Source organism: Vibrio sp. JC009, assembly GCF_029016485.1.
Classification (GTDB): domain Bacteria; phylum Pseudomonadota; class Gammaproteobacteria; order Enterobacterales; family Vibrionaceae; genus Vibrio.
Map to the genome: position 1 here is coordinate 164,706 of NZ_CP092107.1, position 18,880 is coordinate 183,585.

An 18,880-nucleotide genomic window follows, 5' to 3' on the forward strand; every position below is an offset into this window, starting at 1 on the left:
GAAAAGGACGTAATGACGCAATGACGTCATTATTTCATTTGGAATGTGTATGGCAAAAGACAAAAACGGCAAGAGCACAAAGAAAAACACCTCGCTCAGGCTTGAGGCCAAAACGCTTAAGGCCCTGAAAATTCGGGCGATAGAAGAAGATACCTCGATTCAGAAAATCATTGAAAAGTTAATCAAAAACTATCTGGCTGAAGAAAAAGCCAGATAGCCAAGAAAAAGGGTTTAGATATGAGTTCAGTAACGAAAAGAATTGGTGTACTAACCGCTGGTGGTGATGCTCCGGGACTAAATGCGGCATTGCGAGGGCTGGCAAAGGCTGCTCAGGATAATTACGGAATTGAAATTGTTGGTTTTTACGATGGCTACAAAGGTTTGGTTGAGAACAACGCCAGAATAATGGATCACGCCGACTTTTCAGGCATTCTGCATGAAGGTGGGTCATTTCTGAGAAACTCCAGAGAGCGTCCTTTCAAAGACGAAGAAAAAGTACAGAAAATGGTGGATAACTACCATGCCTGGAACCTTGACTGTCTGGTTGTGCTTGGTGGCGGCGGTACCAATAAAAGAGGTTACTGGCTGACTCAAAGAGGCCTGAATGTGATTGGTCTGCCAAAGACAATCGATAATGACATTTACGGCACTGACATTACCTTTGGTTTCCATACCGCGTTAGAGTTTTGTACCGATGCCGTGGACAGACTCCACACAACAGCGGCTTCGCATCAGAGAGTGATCTTAGCTGAAATTATGGGCAACTCCGCAGGCTGGCTTGCGTTGTACGCTGGTATTGCTGGTGGTGCTGACGCTATTATCCTTCCTGAAATTCCGTACGATATCAACAAGCTAAAAGAGCATGTTGATAACCGTATGAAGAACTCAAATTCTCCGTTCTGCGTCATCGTGGTTGCTGAAGGCGCAAGAACACCGGAAGAGGCGCATTTAACCAAGAAGAAGTTTAAAAAGAAACGCGCGAAAGAAGGAATTAGTGCAGCACACAGAGTTTCTCAGGAGTTGAATGCCATTTCTGATTATGAGTCCAGAGTTTCTGTGCTTGGTTATCTGCAAAGAGGCGGCAGCCCGACTGGTTATGACCGGGTGCTGGCGACTCAGTTTGGTGCCAAAGCGGCAGAGCTTCTTTACAAAGGTGAATACAACAAGATAGTTGCAGCTAAGGGGCTGGAAGTGGTTGCAGTGCCTCTGGAAGAGATTGCTGGCAAAACTAAGTTTGTTCCTAAAGATCACCTGGCTGTGCAGTCGGCAAAATTGACGGGAATCTGCTTTGCTGATTAATTCAGCCAAGTAAGGTGAAAAAGGCTGGCTAATCAGTAAAGATTGAGCCAGCCTTTATATTTTTAACAGTAATATCAAATATTTCAGAACTCTATCGATCAGGCTGTATTAAAAGAAGTTGCATATGTTTTAGTGCAAAAGCTTGAATATTTTTTGAGCTGATATTAAAATCCCCGCAAACGTTTGGTTAGTTATAAAAACAACCAGTTAAATACTCGCACTGACGGTGATGTAATGACTGAAATAAAGTATAAACTGTATGGTGTGGAAGGGAATCTAACACTCACCTGTCCAAAGTTGAGCCAAAAAATAACAAATCTTTATCAGGCTGCTGCTTTTGACCACCTTATATTCGAGCTTGCTAAGATGATATTTCCGGAATGTCATAAAAAGGGAGCTGAAGCTCGTTGTAATCCGAACTCCTCAGACTCATTTTTTCATAAAAACGGGTTGTCAGACCTATTAATTGCAACCGAAGACCAGTGCTTTAAGCGGATCAATCTCGACTTTGGCCAGTTGTGAACACTTATTTTTCCTTAGCATATTCAGCGGAGCCACAGGCTATTTCCCATAAGTGACCGTCGGGATCTGAAAAATAACCGGAAAAGCCGCCCCAGAAAACGGGCTGCCCTGGTTTAACTACCTTGCCTCCATGGGCCGCTGCTTTGTCCAGTAACTCAAGGACTTCCGCCGATGAGGAAACATTGTGAGCTAATGTGATGCCGGAAAAACCGTTGCCATCTGCCGGGATTCCAACATCTTTGGCCAGTTCGTCGTGAGGAAACAGAGCTAACTCAGGGCCGTCCAGGTCAAAAAATACGATACCGTCATGTTCATAACCGGTTCGCTGAAGCTCCAGTACTTTTTCGTAGAATTCGGTGGCTCTGCTCAGGTCTGATACACCAAGAGTGATAATAGACAGCTTTCTCATTTTTCCTCCCGGAATCTGCTGGTTATATTTATAGTATACGCAAAAGGGCGGATATCGGGTGTGATTTCAGGCATAAAGAAAGGTGGAGGGCAATACCAGCCCCCTTTGCTGATCTGTCAGTCCACAAAAGTCGTCTGCTCTTTAATATCCTTAGGTAACTGAATTTTCCATTTTTCCAACTGGGTTTTACTGAAGATAAAACGCCCTTTATTGCCGATACGTGTCCTGACATTCATTTTATTTTCGTCAATCAGTTCGGCTGCAATTTCACCTGCAATCAGTCCCTGTTCATAACCAAAGACAACATAACCGCCAATGTTTTTCTCAGCACCGATGGAGAAATCCCAGAGCCCGAATGGTGGGATTTGGGAATTATTAGAGGTCCACTTTATGATGGTCTCAGGATCTGCGCTGTTGCCATCGGGATCTTTGAGCGTGTGATAAAGGCCTGCTACCAGGGCGTCATAATTATTTTTCCGGGCAGAAAGCACCTGTTCTTGCCACTGCTCGAATCTGTCCACCAGCTTCACATCTATGCGGATTCCGCCAATCTGGGCGGTGTTCTCGCCATAAAAAATATCATCTTTGAGCAACTCGCTGGTATGCCCTGAATCCAGTAACACCAATACCTGATTTACCGTTAGGTATTTCTTTAGCATGAGAATTGAGCGGATCAGAAGCGGGCGCTCCAAAACGCCAGAGAAGTTAACAGCGTTGGCTACCTTGTAATCTCTTGGGTTGCCGTTTATTCCCAGATAAACAACGGGTGTGTCTGTATTAACAAACCTATTGCTCAGGTATTTTAGTGCATTGTCGTCAGCAAGTATCACAAGGTCTGGAGAGAGTTGTTTATAGCGCTGCCATGCTGCATCTGCTCTTTCAGGAAAACGGGATTTAGGCAGCCTTTTGGTATCCATTTCGAAATAGACCAGCTTGTGTTTACTATTGAGAACCTCTTCCAGTCCCCGCCTGTAGCTCTGATTCCAGCCATATTCGGCATGATAGCTTTCTATCACTAAAATGGTTTCAGCATGAGCAAAGGAGCATAGGGATAACAGCAACACTAATATCCAACTTTGTTTAATCATTTAGGCTCCTTCTCCTGTGTGCCTGTAGCAATAGCTAAAGTATAGGACATTAATAAATTAACTTTATTGGTTCAAGTTTGTAGAAGTGAGCGGGAAGAAAAAGGCCACTGGCAAAAAGTAGTGGCCTTGTTATCTTATAGTTACTGGGCGACTTCAACCCGGTTGCGACCATAGCTTTTCGCAAGGAATAGCGCCTGGTCGGTTTTGTTTATTAACTCCTCAAACCTGTCTGTTTCACCGTCCAGCTGGCATACGCCGATGCTGACGGTCATTTTTATATTGGCAAACTCTTCGGTCACACCGGCTTTCTCCACTTCTTTCCGGATTCGTTCTGCAAGAATGCCTGCCCCCTCTGAATCGGTAGAAGGGAGCACGATGGCAAGCTCTTCGTCACTGAGGCGGCCCACTATGTCACAGTCTCGGACAAGCAACTGACAGATATCGGCAACATGACACAGAGTTCTGTCTCCCAGTTCATGTCCGAAGGAGACATTGATATTGCGGAAATTATCGATGGCAAGGATCAGGGAAGAGCAGTTGGTATCGTAGCGTCTGGATTCCATAATGATCTGGGTGCCAAAGTCATAAAGCGTAGGACGGCTGTAGACACCGGTTAACGGGTCAGATTTCGCTACGCTCTCTTCAATTTCATGTCTGGCTTCCACTATCATAGCTTCAAGCTGCTCTTTGTGATCGATATGAGAGTCGCGGGTGTTCTTTTCAAAAATCGCGACAGCAAACAGGATTAACTGGATCACGTTCGCCAGTTTTTCTGCCACATTTCCGGTAAAGACGTTTTCCGGAATATAGCCGTAAAATGCCAGAAATGAGGTAACACTGCCCGCCAGCATAAAAATTTGGGCAAATAACAGGTAATTTGCCCACTGAACGCCTTCAGAGCGCATGCGCGCAATCAGCCCGAACATATAGAACCAGGCAAGCAGGGAGGCAGTGATATACAGACTGATGGATATCAGGGTTATACCGGTTGCTATGATAAGCAGCGCAGTCAAAGCTAATAAGATGATGATAGGGAACTGGAGTTTATTTGCGTTGTGGAAGTTATTTTTCACATCGAGAGCGGTGCAGACAAATACCAGGTTAGCGATCAGCATAATAAGCAGAAAACCCTCATTATGCATAAACAGCATATTCGGGAAGCCCAACGAGGTGAGGAAATTCAGTGTACCGTCAGTACTGCTGATAGCTACAGCTGTGGCGATGATATAAGTGGCGTAGGCAACACTGGATTTTGAACTGCCGGATATCAGTTGTACCAGATAATAGAGAAACAGCGCGGCCAAAATGCTGTAATACCCGGATACACTTACCCAGGAAAACAGACTGGCCTTGGCAAAGTTTGCTTCGGGAGTCAGTACCAGCGGAAGGCTGCCAACAATATTGGTCTTATGCAATTGCAGATAAACCGATTTTGCTACCTCAGGCGTCAGCGTCACATTAAATGCAAGGTCCAGGCTTTCAATATCTTTGGTCAAAAAATGCTTTTGCCTGCCTGTGATGACTTTGCGAAAGCTGCCATCGGGCTGCGATTCATAAAAGGTCACTGTATCCAGGTTTTGACGGTGCTTAACATGAAGCACCCAGTTCTGAGGTTGTGTGATGCTTTCTGCAAGCGTTAGATCCAGTTTAATCCAGAAGGTATTTTTGCTGGCAAATACCAGTTCACGGCCAGCAGACCGGAAGTTAGGAAGAAATTCAGGGTTTGCGATTTCTTCAACTTTGAGCGTTTCCGTTGCATCTTCATAGATCTGAACATAGGGGATCAGATTAATATCTTGTTGATTTTTAACGGTGAGCAGATTCTCTGCTGATAATTGAAAAGATATGGCGGCAATTATCAGTAATAATATCCTTATAACAAGTCTCATAGCGCACTACCTTTGTCTGTACACTCTCAAATAAGTATAGGGCAGTTTTATAAAGTGACCTGTTTATAAGCAGAGACTTAGCGATAATATTTATCTTGTGGTTGGTCAGTAATGAGTTCCTTATCTATACTCATTATGGGTAACTGGAATACGGAGGTTCTTATGGCCGTATCTGATCGGATTGATCGCTATATGGGTGAGCACCATATCAGCTATCAGACATTAACACATCGTCACAGCAACAGCTCTCTTCATAGCGCTTTTGTGGCAAGCATTCCTCCAATGAGCCTGGCAAAGGCTGTGGTATTGGAAGACCACGAAGGGCGGCACCTGATGGCAGTGCTACCGTCAAACTCAAAAATCAGTTTGTCTGTACTCAATGAAGCGTATAACGCGACATATCATCTGGTAAAAGAGCAGGAAGTTTACAAGCTTTTTGAAGATTGTGACCGTGGCGCAGTTCCACCTATCGGCAGTGCATATCATATGTCTGTGGTATGCGATGAGCATTTAGCACAACTGGACAATGTATATCTGGAATCCGGGGATCATGAAACCCTGATCAAACTGGATAATCAGGCATTTCGTAAGCTAATGACACACTGCAGGTATCTAAGGTTTAGTAGCGAGGTTTTCCATTAGTGACATTACAAAATATGGTGAAAATGGGCTCTTACTCATTGATTTGGTAAGAGCCTTTTTTTGTTCTCTTTTATTGGTGCTACTCTTATACCAACATATTGAATTTGAGGGATTTGCTATGAACTTTGACTGGGTTGAGTGGTTTGGTTATCTGGCATCGCTGGTGGTTCTTATTTCGCTGACTATGACATCGATCATTAAGCTCAGAGTCATCAACTTTATCGGCTGTTTACTGTTCGCAACTTTTGCTTACTTTATCGACTCCTATCCGACCATGTTTATGAACCTGGGAATAGCGGGAATTAATACCTACTACCTCTGGAAAATCTACTCCACCAAAGAACGTTTTAAGCTGATATCAGCAACGGTTGAATCCGAGTACTTTGATTACTTTGTTACAGAAAACCAGTCTGAGATTGAACTCCAGTCATCGGTGAGTTCATTACGGGAGGCTGATACTGCCTTTTATATGCTTCGAAATAACACCATTGCCGGTGTGCTGGCCGGAAGCCGCAAGGAAGATGGAGTGATGGATGTGGTGCTGGATTATGTCACACCCGAGTATCGTGACTTTAAGCTGGCTCAGTATTTCTATGAATCCCATCCTGAAATCATGAAGGAGAAGGGCATTAATAAACTGGTTGCTCACGCGACGAATGAAGATCATGAAATCTACCTGAAAAAGGTTGGGTTTGAGCCCGGAAAAGAGCAGGGGCACTATTATAAGCAGTTTTAATAAGTTTAATTATTCATAGGTTTTAAATATAACCGTTTGTTTTATAATAGGCATCCGAAATATCCTTGTACTGGAGTGTAAATGGCCGTCACTAATCAATTAGCCCTGTTTCTGGATGTTGTTCAGCAAGGATCTTTCAGCAAAGCCGCTGCTTTGCATAATATGGATAATTCGTCACTGTCTAAGCAGATTAAAAAACTGGAAGCAGAGTTGGGTGTTCAGTTATTAAATCGCTCCACCCGCTCTTTTTCACTGACCTCTGCCGGGGAAGAGATACTGGAGCAGACATATACCCTGATGGAGACTCTGAACCAGATACAGAATATTGCCGACTCCTATCAGTCAGAGCCAAAAGGAATACTGCGCATCGTCGCTTCTGTTCATTTTGGTCAGCTCTATTTACAGCCGGTTATTTCCCGGTTTATGAAAAAGTATCCCAAGGTGCAGATCAGCTTATCTCTGGATGACAGAAGAACGGACATCATCACGGACCACTTCGATATCGCCTTTCGGATTGGTAAGCTGGAAGACTCCAACCTTATCGCAAGGAAGCTGGCAGACACCAACTTTGCTTTAGTGGCTTCGGAAGGGTTTGTTCAGGAGTACGGTATGCCACAGACACCGGAAGCGCTGATGGAACTGCCAAGTGTGATTTATAGCAACAGAGATTCAACTATTGATGTTGTTGAGCTTGGTGAAGAGCCGCACAGTAAAACACTAAAAAGCTATAAAATGAAAGGCAACTACAGGGCAAGTGATGTCAGGTCTATGCTTGAAGCTGTGAAAGACGGGCTTGGATATACGATCATTGATCTTTTTTGCCTTGAGCGCCCGATCGATGAACTTAAGCTGGTTCCTTTGCTCACCAACTATCACTTATCTACGATGGATACCGGAATTTACGCTGTATATCCACACCGGAAGCAGACTAAACTGGTTACAGAATTTATCAGCGCATTTCAGGAGCATATCGGCACTCCTCCTTTCTGGGAGCGCCATATTCCGGGTTACAAAGAGATGTATAAATAGCCGGCCCAATTTATCCGGCATAGAGATTAAATTGATCCCGTCGGCGTCCCGAATATCAGAATGAAACTCTCATACATTTAATTACCTGAATCTGTGACGTTTAAAACATTAATTACTTCATACTATTTACAAGCTAATAAGAACCAAGCAAGTTTCTGGGTGTATAGCAGATATTATTCTAGGCTTATGGAAGGAGCCTGAAGATGGTATAGCTGGCTGGGAGCAAAGATGTTCGATAATAATAAAATTTTACCACCTGAAATTGATGCATACAGGTGTTTGTTTAGTGAAACTAAAGTACCAATGCTGGTGATATCTGCAGGCACTGGTGAGATTGTTGATGCTAATCAGGCAGCTTGTGTATTTTATGGTTATGAAGAAGAGCATCTGAAAACTCTGAACATAAACCAGATAAACCAGTTAACACCTTCTCAGATAAGTACAGAGATCAACAAAGCCAGAACCTACAAGTGTAACCATTTCAAATTTCCTCATAAGCTGGCAAGCGGCGACATAAAGAGTGTGGAGGTTTATTCCCATCCTATTTCCCTGCGCGGTGAAACCTTTCTGTTTAGCATCATTCACGATATAACATCCAGAGTAAAAGCTGAGGAGCAGCTTAAACTGGCTGCGGCGGTTTATGATTCGACCTCTGAAGGGATCCTGATCTCAAATGAGAAGGGACAGATAATAGATGCAAACAGGGCATTTACCGAATTAACCGGCCACAATAAAGAAACCATATTGCATTGCCCCTGTGACTCTTTTTTGCTTGGCGACCAGGCTGAGAGTTACCGGAATCATGTGGAAACGGTGAATAACCTGGGGTACTGGCGGGGGGAAATGGAGCTTTTGTCAAAGGAGTCCAAGCTTGTTCCAACTGCGGTAACCATCAACCGGGTCTTCAATGAAAGAGAGCAGGTTCGTAAGTATGTCCATTTAATTACAGATATCAGCTCATACAAAGAGCTTTCGGAGGAACTTTCCTATCTGGCGCACCATGATCTGCTGACTCAGTTACCCAATCGCCTGATGTTATTTGAAAAACTGGATGAGTATATAAGCCGGGCAAGCCGCAATAGCGGTCTGGTCTATGTGATTTTTATCGATCTCGATGGTTTTAAGGCCATTAACGACACCCTTGGCCACCCGGTTGGGGATGCATTGCTGGTTGCTGTTGCTAAAAAACTCAAAGAGGTGATTCGCTCCACCGACACTGTTGCCCGTTTTAGCGGTGATGAATTTGTGGTTGTGATCGAAGCGAATGACCAGCCTCATGAAATATCACAAACTTTAGGGCGGTTAACCGAAGCATTTCAGCAGCCGTTTTGTGCCCTTGGCCATCTGGTGGATGTTACAGCAAGTATCGGGGTCAGCAAGTTCCCGGATGATTCCACAGACGCCAACCAACTGATTAGCTATGCCGATATGGCGATGTATGATGCAAAGAAGCGGGGCAGAAATCAGTATTGCCTGTTTAACGCCGACAGTGAAAGAGAAATTCAGCACAGAACCATGGTTGAATCTGCTCTGAAAGAGGCGCTGATCCGTGATGAGTTTTCTCTGCTTTTCCAGCCCCAGGTAGATATTCAGGCAGGGGAGTGTGTGGGCTTTGAAGTCCTGCTTCGGTGGCGAAATTCAGAGCTGGACGCCGTTCCTCCCAACATATTTATTTTAATGGCTGAGCAGTTGGGAATAATGGAAGATCTGGGGGAGTGGGTGATTGTTCAGGCGTGCCGCCAGGCGGCAAAATGGACAAGTGAAGGCCATGAGTTCCATAAGCTGGCCGTGAACCTGTCAGGCGCTCAGCTAAAGAGTCGCAGAGTTTGTGACAAAATCCGCCGTGCGCTGAAGGATAGCGGGCTGGATGCTGCAGCATTAGAGCTGGAAGTCACCGAAAGCTTTATTATGGGTTGCAGTGAGGAGACGCTGAATATATTGGATGACTTGCGGGCTATTGGTGTAAGCCTGGCCGTTGATGATTTCGGTACCAGTTTTTCGTCCCTGAGTCATTTGAAACGCTTGCCGGTGGATAAGATTAAAATAGACCGGGAGATAATTAACAATATCGACCGGGATGAGGATGGTAAGGTTATCGCGCAGTCGATTATTGCCATGGGGCAGGCAATGGGATTAACCGTTGTTGCTGAGGGTGTGGAAACAGAAACACAGGCCGCATTTCTTAGTGAGAATAATTGTCGTGTTGCTCAGGGTTATCTGTATAAGAAACCTATGGCACCAGAGCAGGTTGTGGACTGCCTTACACAGAATCAATAACCCTTACCCGCTCTGTTTACGGGTAAGGGAAACTTTCCGATTATTTAACTTTCCAAAGAACGGATTCACCACCACGGATAGGAACCACAGTTTCGTTACCAAAAGGCATTTCCTGCTCCACCTGCCACTCTTCTTTCACTAAGGTGACACTTTCAGAGTTACGTGGTAACCCATAAAAATCTGCGCCGTTAAAGCTGGCGAAGGCTTCAAGGTTTTCCAGCTTTCCTGCATTTTCAAAAACTTCGGCATAAAGCTCTAATGCTGCATGAGCGGTATAAGAACCGGCACATCCGCAAGATGTCTCTTTTTTACCTTTTGCATGTGGCGCTGAGTCTGTACCCAGGAAGAACTTTTTATCACCACTTGTCGCGGCTGCAACAAGCGCATCCTGGTGAATGTTTCTTTTCAGAATTGGCAGACAGTAAAAATGAGGCTTGATCCCGCCAACCAGCATATGGTTGCGGTTAAACAGCAGGTGGTGCGCGGTAATGGTTGCTGCCACATTATCACCGGCATTTTTTACAAACTCTACCGCGTCAGCAGTGGTGATATGCTCGGAGACAATTTTTAGTTTGCTGAATTTCTTTACGATAGGTGCAAGCACTTCTTCAAGGAACACTTTTTCACGGTCAAAGATGTCCACATCGTGTGTGGTCACTTCACCGTGGATCAGTAAAAGCATGCCCACTTCTTCCATGGCTTCGAAAACCGGGTACATATCAGGAATGGAAGTAACACCTGAGTCTGAGTTGGTTGTTGCACCGGCAGGATACAGCTTGGCTGCGAATACTTTGCCACTGGCTTTCGCTTTACGGATTTCATCTGGAGTGGTGTTGTCGGTGAGGTAAAGCGTCATTAGCGGCTGGAATTGCGCAGAAGGCTTTTCTGCCATAATCCGGTCGTAATATTCCAGTGCAAGTTCAGTGGTGGTAATTGGTGGGACAGTATTTGGCATCACGATCGCACGGCCATTGTATCTGCTGATATCGCGTACCGTATCTTTTAAAACTTCACCGTCACGCAGATGGACGTGCCAGTCATCAGGACGAGTAATCGTAAGTGTAGTCATTTTTTGCTCCCACATTGTAAAATCCATTGGAGCCTGCAAACTATTTTGCGGTTACGCAAACGTTTTCGCTTAGGCGACAGGATGATAGTAGAAAATCGGTGTTCTTGCATCTGATTTATGTGAGTATCTATCAATAAACTTAGTGGTAGATGATTTATGCTTGTAGAAAGTCTGATACCAAGTGGGCAGCAGCAGGCAGGTATCGCTAAACAGACACGCATAAATACATCCATGTAGCTCTACTTTGCCATCCATGGCAAAGAAGGTCTGTTTATCGATACCTACCTGCTGCTACCTTGATACTCCGGAAATTAATTAAAAAACAAGGAATTGCAATGTCAAAAGCAACCCTATCTCAGATAAATGTGTATCCGATAAAATCCGTTCAGGGTTTGTCGCTTTCCAGCAGTTGGGTGGAGAAGCAGGGGTTGTCCTTTGACCGCAGGTTTATGCTGGCAAAAGGCAACGGCGCTATGGTGACGGCCAGAACTCATCCACAATTGGTTAGGGTTAGCGCAAGCCTGCTGACCAATGCCATGGTGGTTTCTTTTCCGGGTAAAGAATCGCTGCGGATTAACTATAGCGAGTTTGAGCAGAAAGAGCAGAATGCCACTGTCTGGAAAGACAGCTTTACCGCTTACAGTACCACAGAAGAAGCAAATAACTGGTTCAGCGAGGTGCTTGGTGAGCCTGTTCAGCTTCTGTATAGCGGCGAGCAGTCAAACCGTCACAGGGAAAAGCTGGGCCATAGCGTCAGTTTCGCCGATGGTTATCCGCTGCTTATTGTCAGCAGACAGTCGCTTGAAGAGCTGAACAGGCGCTGTCCGGAAGAGCAGAGTATGTCTCAGTTCCGTCCCAATCTGGTGGTGGATGGCAGTGAACCTTTTGTGGAAGACAGGTGGAAGAGAATTAAAATTGGTGAAGTTGAGTTTGAAATACGTAAGCCATGTGAGCGTTGCGTATTAACCACTGTGGACCCTGAGACAGGCAAGTTCTGTGATTCAAAAGAGCCGTTGGCAACCCTGGCTACCTTCCGTGCAAATGAGGTGGGCGGGACTTTCTTTGGCCAGAATATCGTTGCATTAAATGAAGGCATGATCCGGGAGGGCGATACGGTTGAGGTTCTGGAAACCAAGCCGAAAGAGCAGTATCTGGATAAGTCTGACGACAAGCTAAAACTGACTTGTGTCTGCGTTGAAGAAGTGGCGCAGAACTTTGTTACTTACTGGCTGGAGCCGCTTCATGGTGAGCTTCCGCCATATCTGCCGGGGCAGCATCTGCCGATTTCTATTAAGGACGGCAATGAAACCTACACCAGAAAGTATACACTTTCCTCCAGCCCGTCCAGACCGGGGCGCTACGCTATTTCAGTGAAACGGATCAATGGCGGAAAGGTTTCCAACTGGATTGCTGATAACTTTAAAGTTGGCGGCGTTCTGACTGCCGACTCACCTCAGGGATCGTTTCACTTAGATACCAGCCCGGTGCACCCTTTGCTGCTTATTTCTGCTGGAAGCGGTGTGACTCCTATGATTTCTATGCTTCGCTATCTGGCGGATCAGGATTTAATGCAGGATGTGGTGTTTTACCATCAGTGCAGTACGGTTCAGGATATTCCCTTTAAAGAGGAACTGGATGAACTGAACCACAAATTTGAAGGGTTGAAGGTTATTGTGTCGCTTAGCCAGGCCGATGAGGACTGGGATGGCCTGAAGGGGCGCATTGAACTGACTCATCTGAAACCGATTCCTGAGCTGGGCAGACGTCAGGCGTTTGTTTGTGGCCCGGTTGGCTTTATGCAAAAAGCCAAGAAGCTGCTGTTAAATCTTGGCCTGGATGAGTCTCGCTATCATCAGGAGATGTTTGGCATTGAGCTGGAAACCGATGGTGAAGAGGTGGCTCTGTCACTGACAATTGACGGACAGCAGATCAGAGGTGAAAACAAGACGCCACTTCTTCTTCAGGCAGAAAGCGCCGGTCTGAATATCATAAACAGCTGCCGGGCAGGATTTTGTGGAGCCTGTAAAATGACCCTGAAGTCTGGGGAGGTTGTGCAGCCGGATGTTCCAGCGCTGACCGATGAAGAGCGGATAGCCGGTAAAGTTCTGGCTTGCTGTTGTATCCCGAAAACGGATATTGAGGTGAGCTCTTAAAATAGCGCTACTCTACCAGATAGTATTCTTCGTGATTGATGATATCGACACTTCGGGTTGCACTGATAATGTACTCCGAGGTGCTGGTAATCACATAAGAATGATGCTTGGTAATGATATCGCCCGGTTTCAGTTTGTTAAGAGGCAGATCGCTGGTGGAACAGATCCAGTCTTTATGGGCATGATCGTTTACCACGACCAGAACCAGGTTATCCACTGCCGTTGCTCTTTTACCGTTATTAGCCGTGACGATAAACTGCTGGCCTGAAAGAATGTGCTCTATTCTGGCTCCCATTTTCAGTTGAGCCAGGGAGTGAGCTCGGGTCATGCTATTGTTTTTTGTCATCATTAAATTTAATAAATAGCGGTAATTAAGTGATTAAGCAGCTGATACAAGCTGCTTAATCACGGCATATAAAGCGAATTTAATCGTAGATAGTCGGAATTGGCTGACGCTTATGCTGCGTGATCTGGTAAATCCTGATCAGTTTTTCAGAAACCTCTGCAGAAACCGGCTTACCTTCCAGAAAATCATCGATCTGATCATAGGTCAGATTTAGCGCATCTTCATCTGCCTTTTGCGGACTCAGTTCTTCCAGATCCGCGGTTGGTGTTTTAGTGACAAGCAGCTCAGGCGCACCAAGTGTTTTAGCCAGTTGACGAACCTGACGTTTGCTCAGACCGAACAGAGGTGCCAGATCACATGCCCCGTCACCAAATTTAGTGTAGAAACCTGTAATGTTTTCTGCTGAGTGGTCGGTACCAAGAACAAGGCCGCCAACGTAACCAGCGATTTCATATTGCGCAACCATGCGGGCACGGGCTTTTACATTACCTTTTACAAAGTCAGCTTTAGCAGGATCTGCTGGGATCAGGCCGGTTCCTTCCAATGCAGAGCCTGTCGCCGCGTGAATTCCGTCGACGCCCTGTTTGATATTGACTGAAACTGACTGGGAAGGCTTGATAAAGGAAAGCGCCAGTTGTGCTTCGTCTTCATCTTTCTGCTCGCCGTATGGCAGCCTTACTGCGATAAACTGGTAGTCAGAAGAGTTCATTTCCTGGTTAAGGCTTTCAACCGCAAGCTGAGCAAGGCGGCCGGTTGTTGTTGAATCAACGCCACCACTAATGCCAAGCACAAGAGACTTACAGCCAGACTCTTTTAGCTTTGTTTTAATAAACTCAACACGTCTTTCTATTTCAAAATTGACATCGATTGAGGGTAATACACGCATTTCTTCGCGAATTTGTTGTTCCATGCTGGTCCCTTTTTTCTACAGCAAAATTATCAATGATGCTATTCTACCCGTTTCCGCGTTACTTCATAGTGTTAAACATTGTCTGAATGAATACAAAACAAGCAACCAAGTCCAAAATCGCCGTTTTTGGCAGCGCTTTTAATCCGCCAAGCCTGGGACATAAAAGTGTCATTGATTCTTTAACCCATTTTGACAAGGTACTTCTGGTGCCAAGTATTTCGCATGCCTGGGGTAAGGAGATGCTGGATTATAGCGACAGATGCAAAATGGTCGATCTGTTTATCCATGATATGGCACAGGATAATGTAGAGCGTTCAACTGTGGAAGAGTTATTGCATGTACCTGGTCAGAGCGTGACAACTTATGCCGTGCTGGAAAAACTTCAGGAGTTGTACCCTGAAGCGGAACTGACTTTTGTTATTGGACCGGATAATTTATTTAAATTCTCCAGTTTCTTTAATGCTGAGCTCATAACGGAGCGCTGGTCGGTAATGGCTTTTCCTGAGAAAGTCAAAGTTCGAAGCACAGATATCAGAAATAATCTTAAAAAAATGAGATCTGTTACCAAGCTAACCACCAAAAGTGTGGCGGATTATCTAATTATAAATAAAATATATATCTAAGTTCTCACGTAGAGGCTCGGGTTATGAAATTTGCACACATTTTAACTTTACTGATTGGCTCATTGGGTGCTTCCTCAGTACTTGCATGCAATAGCGTCTCTGGCTCATCTGAGTTGGTGGCGAATAACGGAACTGCTTCTGTATGCGTTGATTTAACCGATCGTCTAGAATCACTGGTGGATCAGATTCGCGAAATCAGCATATTTGGTGAAAGGGAACAAAAGGAAAGAGAGAAGAACTACTGGACGGAGTGGAGCGTTAGCATGGCTGAAGATCCGGTGGCTTCTTTGCAGGTAGACCGTCAGCATCTTGGGTTAACGCTATGGTCACCGCAGGTGGAAGGCAGCAACGGAGAGGTTGAAGTCGGAGATCTGTTAGAGAACCCTGGATTCCAGCTTAGTATGGGCGTTGGCGACACACGCAATAATGCACCAAAAGTCAGAGTAGATTATCGCTGGCACAAGGAAACCAAAGCCGATCTGGTGCTTCAGGTAGAGCTTCCTTTCTAAGCTTATAAGCTTTTGCCCAGCACCAATTTGGTTAGCTGTTCAAATTCTTCAGTGTGGTCATCAAACAGGTTTTTGATGACCACATTTCTTTTTGTGCCCGATAAAATCTGTTTTCTTGCTTCCCGGATTTTCATTGCGATATGGATTTCCTGCTCAAGTTGCGCAGGCTTATCAAAAGACCAGTCGTTAAACTGTTTGCTCAGAGCAGAGAGTTCCAGAACCGGCTTTAGTTCAGTTGCTTCGTGTTTAACGACACTCAGAAGTGATGACGTGTGTTCCTGACAGTATTCTGCCTTTGCCAGCTTCTTTAACACAGCGCCGGTGACATCAGGCAGTTCGACAAATCCGGCATGTTTGGGAAAGTCATCTTTTAGTCTTACTGAGAAGTCGACGACAGATACTGCACTGCCTGGAAACGCAGTCATGGATGTCAGACAGTCGAAGGGAAGCCAGAACGCCTGATTTTTTTCTACCGCATACTCAAACTTTTTCAGCTTAAACAGAACTAAGCCTTCGTGTACAAGCAATAAACTGTTTTTCATCACGCGCTTACGGGGTGTTACGTTCAGTGTGCGATGCTGTTCATTGCGATATTCGATTGCGTAGTTCATGTCTGTTCCATTTTTTTCGCGGGCGCATAGGGTAACTATTCTGGCGATAATTGCAACTGAGAGATGTGACGCTGGTCTGACCTTAAGCTTATTAGTCACTCAATAGCTGCGAAGCACATCAAGAGCGCGTAGAATTAGCCCGGTTTATGATTACGAAGAAAAAAATGACTGAATTAAAAGATATTTACCAGGAAATCCGGCCTTATAACGATGACGAGATACGTCCTGCGATCGATAGACTGATTAACGACCCTGAATTTATCGGAGCAATACTTAACTTTAAGTTTAAGAATAAGCCTAAGTGGCTGCAGACATTGCTGACACCTTTCATCAAGGTTTACCTGAAGTCCAAATGGGGCAGGTTAACCAGCGTTTTTGACGTACAGGTGGAAATCGAAAAGTACCTGCGCAAATTCCTGGACTCCACCACAGACGGGCTCACCTTTTCCGGGTTAGATAAACTGGATACGCAAGTGCCTTATCTGTTTGTGTCTAATCACCGTGACATTGCGATGGACCCGGCTCTGGTGAACTTCGGCCTTCACCACAGTAAGCATAAAACGGTTCGTATCGCTATCGGGGATAACCTGCTGCGTAAACCCTGTGCCACTGAGCTGATGAAGCTGAATAAGAGTTTTATTGTTAAGCGCTCAGCTAAGGCACCGCGTGAGCTTATGAAGGCGCTTGGGCTGCTCTCTTCTTATATTAAGCATTCGCTGGATACCGGAAACTCTATCTGGATTGCGCACAAAGAAGGCCGCGCCAAAGATGGTAACGACATCACGGATCCTGCGATCCTTAAAATGTTCCATGTTGAAGGGCGTAAGCAGAAGATAAGCTTTGGTGACTATACAAAGTCTCTGAGAATTGTCCCTGTTGCGATCTCTTATGAGAATGACCCATGCGACAACGCAAAAGCTGTAGAGCTGTATGAAAAAGCGGAGCATGGTGCATACGAGAAATCTGAATTTGAAGATATCGACAGTATTGTTCAGGGTATCGTGGGCTATAAGGGCCGTGTACACGTTGCTTTTGGTGATGTTATCGATCATAGCTTTGACTCCCCGGAAGCCTTGGCTGAGGAGATAGATAAGCAGATCCACGCACTGTATAAGCTATTTCCGATCAACCTGCTTGCAGCAAACCAGCAAGATGACTCCGTATCTGAAGAAACTCGCATTGCGCTAAACAGCAAGCTGGACAGCCTGCCAGAGGGTGCGAAAAAATATCTTATTGATATGTATGCAAATCCTGTATACAGGAAATTAGAGTTGGATCGTTAAGGCCACTTTAAAATAATCATGGCCGGTGATAGTCGTTGTGACGATTAATATGATAGTTTCAAAGGGAGTTTAATACCTCCCTTTGGCCTTGATTTTTACCAAAGGGAAGTATCGGGTCTGCTAACGACCCATTTTGTAAAACTCATCATCCGGGCGAACAGCCAGAAAGCTCATCATGCGATTAGACATGTTGTAAAAGGCAGTCAGACCCGCAATATCCCAGATATCTTCGTTTGAAAAGCCGTGCTCGCGCAGGGCAGCAAAATCTTCTTCATTTATGGATCTTGAGTCGTCTGTCACCTTCATAGCGAAAGCAATCATCGCCTTTTGGCGGGGAGTGATATCTGCTTCCCGGTAATTTACGGCAACTTGCTCTGAAAGCTTAGGGTCACCAGAAGCCATACGCAGGGCGGCACCATGTGAAGCTACACAATACATGCAACCATTGTGGTTTGAGTGAGCTACGATGAGCATCTCTGTGTCTGCCGGAGTTAGACCGCTTTCCTTTTCGGTAAGAGCTGCGTCGTATGCCAAAAATGCACGTAGCTCTGCCGGGCGGTGTGAAAGAGCTTTTGCAACATTTGGTACAAATCCGAATCGTTCCTGAGCTCCCTCCCAGATTTGCTTTACATCTTCCGGAAGTTCGTTCATTTCTGGCACAGGGTAACGGCTAATTTTTTCCACGGTATAGTCCTCATCTTTATGTATAAAAGTAAAAAATAGAGCGCTAACCACAAAGGTAACGCTGCATAAACTACCCGGAATTCTGGACTAGATAGAGGTGATAAAAAAGTCACTGATTTTCCAATGACTTTGGAAGAATATATCAACAATAGTATGGGCTTTACCGTGCTACAGCACCTCCCAGTTTCAGATTGTCAGGCCACTTTGTAATCTGATTTCCGCCAAGAAAAATATGCCCGTTTACCGTCATAGTTTCCGGGAATGTGGTGATTTTTGAACCGCCGATATACAGGTTTCCCTCAACAATGATTTGATTAGGCAGAGTGGTTAAAGGCGTTCGGATTACGCTGAGATCGCCTTTTACATGCAGCCGTGGCGGAAGCTTTTTCAGAGGGGTATCGGTGAAGTTAAGGTAACCACCGACTTTGATGCCCGTTGGCCAGTCTTCGATTTGCGAGCCGAGAAAGTTAGCGTAGCCTTTAATATCTGTGCCTTTAAGCACTTTTTTGACGGAACTGTTAGAGGCATCCAGGCTTCCGTTAATAATCAACCCCTGTGGCAGCGTTTCTATATTGGTTTTTGCAATGTTCAGATTGCCTTTCACTTCAAGGTTGTCCGGAAGGGAAGTATAGAGCCGGTTTCTGAGGTAAAGATTGCCGTAATTATCTAAGTGGTCCAGGATATTATATTCATCCAGCGGTACACAAAGTACTGCGGTTGAAAAGAGCAGAGCTGTGGCTGTGAGCAATTTTGATTTCATTGGGACTGGATTCACCGCTTTTACCTGATAACAGCTTATCG

At 45.2% G+C, this 18,880-nt stretch carries 20 protein-coding genes; 11 read left to right on the top strand and 9 right to left on the bottom strand.

Translation table 11 applies throughout. The features are described 5' to 3' along the window. The first annotated feature begins 49 nt into the window (after window positions 1-49). From L3Q72_RS15670 to L3Q72_RS15680, 3 genes are all read left to right on the top strand, one after another. Entirely contained in the window at window positions 50-217 is a 168-nt protein-coding gene (locus L3Q72_RS15670) for a hypothetical protein (RefSeq protein WP_275133098.1), read from the top strand. Between the two features lie 20 nt (window positions 218-237). Then, on the top strand, window positions 238-1,299 hold the full coding sequence (locus tag L3Q72_RS15675; RefSeq protein ID WP_275133099.1) for an ATP-dependent 6-phosphofructokinase: 1,062 nt from the start codon (window positions 238-240) through the stop codon (window positions 1,297-1,299). Window positions 1,300-1,533: 234 nt separating this feature from the next. Further along, window positions 1,534-1,821 carry a hypothetical protein gene (locus L3Q72_RS15680; protein ID WP_275133100.1) on the top strand — a complete coding sequence of 96 codons (288 nt, stop codon included), beginning with the start codon at window positions 1,534-1,536 and terminating at the stop codon, window positions 1,819-1,821. 4 nt (window positions 1,822-1,825) lie between these two features. Here L3Q72_RS15680 and L3Q72_RS15685 read toward each other — a convergent pair whose 3' ends face one another. The 3 genes from L3Q72_RS15685 to L3Q72_RS15695 form a co-directional block, all read right to left on the bottom strand. Continuing rightward, window positions 1,826-2,230 carry a VOC family protein gene (locus L3Q72_RS15685; RefSeq protein WP_275133101.1) on the bottom strand — a complete coding sequence of 135 codons (405 nt, stop codon included), beginning with the start codon at window positions 2,228-2,230 and terminating at the stop codon, window positions 1,826-1,828. A 116-nt stretch (window positions 2,231-2,346) separates the two neighbouring features. Next, a complete protein-coding gene (locus L3Q72_RS15690) occupies window positions 2,347-3,318 on the bottom strand; it encodes a hypothetical protein (RefSeq protein ID WP_275133102.1) in 972 nt (323 codons plus the stop codon). Between the two features lie 140 nt (window positions 3,319-3,458). Further along, entirely contained in the window at window positions 3,459-5,207 is a 1,749-nt protein-coding gene (locus L3Q72_RS15695) for a diguanylate cyclase (RefSeq protein ID WP_275133103.1), read from the bottom strand. Between the two features lie 162 nt (window positions 5,208-5,369). On the opposite strand from L3Q72_RS15695, the gene L3Q72_RS15700 reads away from it, so the two are divergent. From L3Q72_RS15700 to L3Q72_RS15715, 4 genes are all read left to right on the top strand, one after another. Continuing rightward, window positions 5,370-5,849 (top strand): YbaK/EbsC family protein, encoded by a 480-nt coding sequence (locus tag L3Q72_RS15700; RefSeq protein ID WP_275133104.1) that lies wholly within the window; start codon window positions 5,370-5,372, stop codon window positions 5,847-5,849. A gap of 118 nt (window positions 5,850-5,967) precedes the next feature. Beyond that, entirely contained in the window at window positions 5,968-6,585 is a 618-nt protein-coding gene (locus L3Q72_RS15705; protein ID WP_275133105.1) for a GNAT family N-acetyltransferase, read from the top strand. 81 nt (window positions 6,586-6,666) lie between these two features. After that, a complete protein-coding gene (locus L3Q72_RS15710) occupies window positions 6,667-7,614 on the top strand; it encodes a LysR family transcriptional regulator (protein WP_275133106.1) in 948 nt (315 codons plus the stop codon). Window positions 7,615-7,842: 228 nt separating this feature from the next. Continuing rightward, window positions 7,843-9,891, top strand: a complete 2,049-nt coding sequence (locus L3Q72_RS15715) for an EAL domain-containing protein (protein ID WP_275133107.1) — start codon at window positions 7,843-7,845, stop codon at window positions 9,889-9,891. A 40-nt stretch (window positions 9,892-9,931) separates the two neighbouring features. On the opposite strand, the gene pyrC is transcribed toward L3Q72_RS15715, so the two are convergent. Continuing rightward, on the bottom strand, window positions 9,932-10,960 hold the full coding sequence (gene pyrC / locus L3Q72_RS15720) for a dihydroorotase (protein WP_275133108.1): 1,029 nt from the start codon (window positions 10,958-10,960) through the stop codon (window positions 9,932-9,934). Between the two features lie 335 nt (window positions 10,961-11,295). Here pyrC and L3Q72_RS15725 point away from each other — a divergent pair, with 335 nt between their 5' ends. After that, the gene (locus L3Q72_RS15725) at window positions 11,296-13,113 is read left to right on the top strand and encodes a hybrid-cluster NAD(P)-dependent oxidoreductase (protein WP_275133109.1); all 1,818 of its coding nucleotides are present in this window, start codon (window positions 11,296-11,298) and stop codon (window positions 13,111-13,113) included. 7 nt (window positions 13,114-13,120) lie between these two features. Here L3Q72_RS15725 and L3Q72_RS15730 read toward each other — a convergent pair whose 3' ends face one another. Together L3Q72_RS15730 and nadE are read right to left on the bottom strand one after the other, a co-directional pair. Next, window positions 13,121-13,459 (bottom strand): hypothetical protein, encoded by a 339-nt coding sequence (locus tag L3Q72_RS15730; RefSeq protein ID WP_275133110.1) that lies wholly within the window; start codon window positions 13,457-13,459, stop codon window positions 13,121-13,123. Window positions 13,460-13,538: 79 nt separating this feature from the next. Next, window positions 13,539-14,369 (bottom strand): ammonia-dependent NAD(+) synthetase, encoded by an 831-nt coding sequence (gene nadE, locus L3Q72_RS15735; RefSeq protein ID WP_275133111.1) that lies wholly within the window; start codon window positions 14,367-14,369, stop codon window positions 13,539-13,541. An 86-nt stretch (window positions 14,370-14,455) separates the two neighbouring features. Between nadE and L3Q72_RS15740 the strand changes: the two genes are divergently transcribed. Both L3Q72_RS15740 and L3Q72_RS15745 read left to right on the top strand, forming a co-directional pair. Continuing rightward, a complete protein-coding gene (locus L3Q72_RS15740; RefSeq protein WP_275133112.1) occupies window positions 14,456-14,992 on the top strand; it encodes a nicotinate-nicotinamide nucleotide adenylyltransferase in 537 nt (178 codons plus the stop codon). Window positions 14,993-15,015: 23 nt separating this feature from the next. Next, a complete protein-coding gene (locus tag L3Q72_RS15745; protein WP_275133113.1) occupies window positions 15,016-15,501 on the top strand; it encodes a hypothetical protein in 486 nt (161 codons plus the stop codon). Window positions 15,502-15,503: 2 nt separating this feature from the next. On the opposite strand, the gene L3Q72_RS15750 is transcribed toward L3Q72_RS15745, so the two are convergent. Then, complete coding sequence (locus tag L3Q72_RS15750; RefSeq protein ID WP_275133114.1) at window positions 15,504-16,112, bottom strand: AraC family transcriptional regulator; 609 nt, start codon at window positions 16,110-16,112, stop codon at window positions 15,504-15,506. Between the two features lie 164 nt (window positions 16,113-16,276). Between L3Q72_RS15750 and L3Q72_RS15755 the strand changes: the two genes are divergently transcribed. After that, window positions 16,277-17,395, top strand: coding sequence for a 1-acyl-sn-glycerol-3-phosphate acyltransferase (locus L3Q72_RS15755; protein ID WP_275133115.1), 1,119 nt, complete (start codon window positions 16,277-16,279; stop codon window positions 17,393-17,395). A gap of 120 nt (window positions 17,396-17,515) precedes the next feature. Here L3Q72_RS15755 and L3Q72_RS15760 read toward each other — a convergent pair whose 3' ends face one another. Then, window positions 17,516-18,079 carry a peroxidase-related enzyme gene (locus tag L3Q72_RS15760; RefSeq protein ID WP_275133116.1) on the bottom strand — a complete coding sequence of 188 codons (564 nt, stop codon included), beginning with the start codon at window positions 18,077-18,079 and terminating at the stop codon, window positions 17,516-17,518. A 160-nt stretch (window positions 18,080-18,239) separates the two neighbouring features. Further along, a complete protein-coding gene (locus tag L3Q72_RS15765; protein ID WP_275133117.1) occupies window positions 18,240-18,839 on the bottom strand; it encodes a hypothetical protein in 600 nt (199 codons plus the stop codon). Between the last annotated feature and the right edge of the window lie 41 nt (window positions 18,840-18,880).